This window comes from Streptomyces prasinopilosus (genome assembly GCF_001419695.1).
Taxonomy (GTDB): domain Bacteria; phylum Actinomycetota; class Actinomycetes; order Streptomycetales; family Streptomycetaceae; genus Streptomyces; species Streptomyces prasinopilosus.
This window is the reverse complement of the sequence record NZ_LIRG01000274.1, coordinates 1-2,761: the sequence shown is the minus strand read 5'-3', so window position 1 is coordinate 2,761 and position 2,761 is coordinate 1. Positions and strand designations below refer to the sequence as shown.

The window sequence follows — 2,761 nt, the reverse complement described above, 5'->3', positions numbered from 1 at the left end:
CGGACGCCGGAGTGCCCTACCAGCTGCGGGGCGCCGAGCGCTTCTTCGACCGTCCCGAGGTGCGCAAGGCGGGCAGCGCCCTGCGCGCGGCGGCCCGCTTCGGCGGCAACGACAGCCTCCTCGACGACGTGGTGGACCTGCCCTCCCAGGTGCGTGCCGTGCTGTCGGGCGAAGGCTGGACGGCGCAGCCGCCGGCGGGCTCGGGGGCGGTGCGGGAGCGCTGGGAGTCCCTGGCCGCACTGGTGAACCTCGCCCAGGACTTCGCCGCCGCGCATCCGGACGCCACCCTCGCCGGTCTCGTCGCCGAACTCGACGAGCGGGCGGGCGCCCAGCACGCCCCGACCGTGCAGGGCGTCACGCTCGCGTCACTGCACTCGGCCAAGGGCCTGGAGTGGGACGTGGTCTTCCTGGTCGGTGTCGCCGAGGGCATGATGCCGATCACCTACGCGAAGACCGACGAACAGGTCGAGGAGGAGCGCCGTCTCCTCTACGTGGGTGTCACCCGGGCGCGGGAGCGGCTCCACGTCTCCTGGTCGCTCGCCCGCTCGCCCGGCGGGCGGGCCAACCGCCGGCCCAGCCGTTTCCTCGACGGGCTGCGTTCCGGCTCGCAGGCCGGCCGTGCCGCCCCGGCCGGCGGCGGGGCCGCGGGAGGCATCGAGCGCGGCGTGTCCGGGAGGGCGACCGCCGTCCTTGCGACCCCGCAGCCGAGACGCCGGCAGCGGGGTCCCGCCCGCTGCCGGGTCTGCGGCCGCACGCTGACGGACGCGGGCGAGATGAAGCTGATGCGCTGCGAGGACTGCCCCTCCGACATGGACGAGGGCGTCTACGAGCGGCTGCACGACTGGCGGAGCGAGCAGGCCCGGCGCAGTGGGCAGCCCGCCTTCTGCGTCTTCACCGACAAGACGCTGATGGCCATCGCGGAGGCCGTCCCCGACGACCCGTCGGGACTCGCCCGCATCCCCGGCGTGGGCAAGCGCAAGCTGGACCGCTACGGGGCCGCTGTGCTGGCGATCTGCGCGGGCGGGGACGGAGCTCAGGACAAAGATCAGGACTGATTCCAACTCGTCGGGAAAATAGTTTGCGCATGCCCCGGGAATCCCCATAGGTTCTTAGACACGAGAGCAGCGGCCTTCTCGGAGGCCCTGATCCCGTGCTGTACTTGCATATCCGTCGGACCGGCTGACCCCGGTCCCCCGATGCGCCGAGAGGAGGCGAGTCCTGTGATCAACATCAACACCAGCTCCGTCGTGAAAATGACCGATCGTCCGGCCGTCTCCCTGTCCATGCTCGGCGCCTCGAACCAGGGCACCGGTCTGTCCGGCATTCACGCCGCACGTCCGGCGTCCTCCGTCGTCCCCGCGGGCCTTGTCGTCCGTGAGCACGACGAGCGACCGATCAAGGCACTGGAAGCGGTAGAGGCACAGGCGAAGGCCTATGCCTTTACGGCGGCCGGTGCCGGATTCCGGAAGCAGACGACGCAGCACCACCTGATGTGGGCCTTCCGTGGGCCAGAACCCTGGAGCGATCCAGCCTGATTCGATCAGGCCGGCGCCTTCAGGGCCGCGGAACCCCATCCGGGATCCGCGGCCCTTCTGTTTGTCCCCGAACGGGGACGGTGGACCGAAGCGCCTCGGGGCAGGACAAGAACCCGGTACCAGCCGCCACCCGGCCCACCGGCCGGAAACGACCAGACGAGGAAGACGAACCGTGCAACTCGAAGCGCACGCCCCGTCCGTACCGCCTTCCGACACGATCCCCAAGCCTGGCTCCACGGAGGACCCGACCTTGACTCCGCTCACCGCGCTCACCGCGCTCGACGACGCCATCGAGAACCTCGGCGTACCCGTCCCCTGCCGTTCCTACGACCCGGAGGTCTTCTTCGCCGAGTCGCCGGCGGACGTCGAGTACGCCAAGTCGCTCTGCCGCACCTGCCCGCTGATGGAGGCCTGCCTCGCCGGCGCCAAGGAGCGGCGCGAGCCGTGGGGTGTCTGGGGCGGCGAGCTGTTCGTCCAGGGCGTCGTCGTCGCCCGGAAGCGGCCGCGTGGCCGTCCGCGGAAGAACCCGGTCACGGCATGAACACCCTAGGAACGATCGACCGTCCCCTCACGCACGACCCCCAGAAGCAGGCCCCGATGATGCCCACCGCCGACGAGCCCGCAGGCTCCGCGACCGAAGACTTCACCACTCGTGGTGCGAACGACTCGCGCCAGAACAGGACCCGTGAGATGCAACTCATCCCAGAAGCCCTGGCCCGCGCGCATATGCACGAGCGCCTGCACGAGGCCGAGCAGGGCCGCCAGGCGGTACGCCTGGTGGCCGCTCGCCGGATGCAGCGCCGCGCCGAGCGCGCCTCCCAGCGTGCCCGCCGCGCACTCGCCATGGCCGTCATGCAGTAAACGATCCGACCGATCGGAGCCGATGCGGCCTTCGGGCCGACCCGGCCCGTCGTGGTTCTCCCCGCGGGGGCCGGTCCGTGCCGTACGGGCCGGCCCCCGCGGTGCGTCGTACCGGACGGGCCGTCCGGTACGACGTCGTCGCCACCGGGTGACGAGCCGTTCCGGAGAAGACGGAGACGAACACGAAGACGGCCCCGGCGCCCGGCCGCGGGAGCGGGCGCCCGGGTGCGCTCGCCGCGGTGCGCCGGCCGAGGCCCGCTGCCGGCTCGGCCCCCTTTCAGGGGAGAACGGCACCCGCCGGCACCACCGCCAGGCCTGTTCCCGGGGGACACCCGCGGGCGATCGAGGACCGCCCCGGCCCGCGG

The 2,761-nt window shown here is 72.2% G+C and carries 4 protein-coding genes; all 4 read left to right on the top strand.

The window, feature by feature from the left end:
• A partial coding sequence (locus AOK18_RS12855; RefSeq protein WP_167738678.1) for an ATP-dependent DNA helicase UvrD2 occupies positions 1 to 1,055 on the top strand: 1,055 nt, incomplete at its 5' end.
• 165 nt (positions 1,056 to 1,220) lie between these two features.
• On the top strand, positions 1,221 to 1,535 hold the full coding sequence (locus tag AOK18_RS12850; RefSeq protein ID WP_055694427.1) for a hypothetical protein: 315 nt from the start codon (positions 1,221 to 1,223) through the stop codon (positions 1,533 to 1,535).
• A 172-nt stretch (positions 1,536 to 1,707) separates the two neighbouring features.
• A complete protein-coding gene (locus AOK18_RS12845; protein WP_055573144.1) occupies positions 1,708 to 2,076 on the top strand; it encodes a WhiB family transcriptional regulator in 369 nt (122 codons plus the stop codon).
• Positions 2,073 to 2,396, top strand: a complete 324-nt coding sequence (locus AOK18_RS12840) for a hypothetical protein (protein WP_055573143.1) — start codon at positions 2,073 to 2,075, stop codon at positions 2,394 to 2,396. The genes AOK18_RS12845 and AOK18_RS12840 overlap by 4 nt, the downstream gene beginning before the upstream one ends.
• Positions 2,397 to 2,761: the final 365 nt, after the last annotated feature.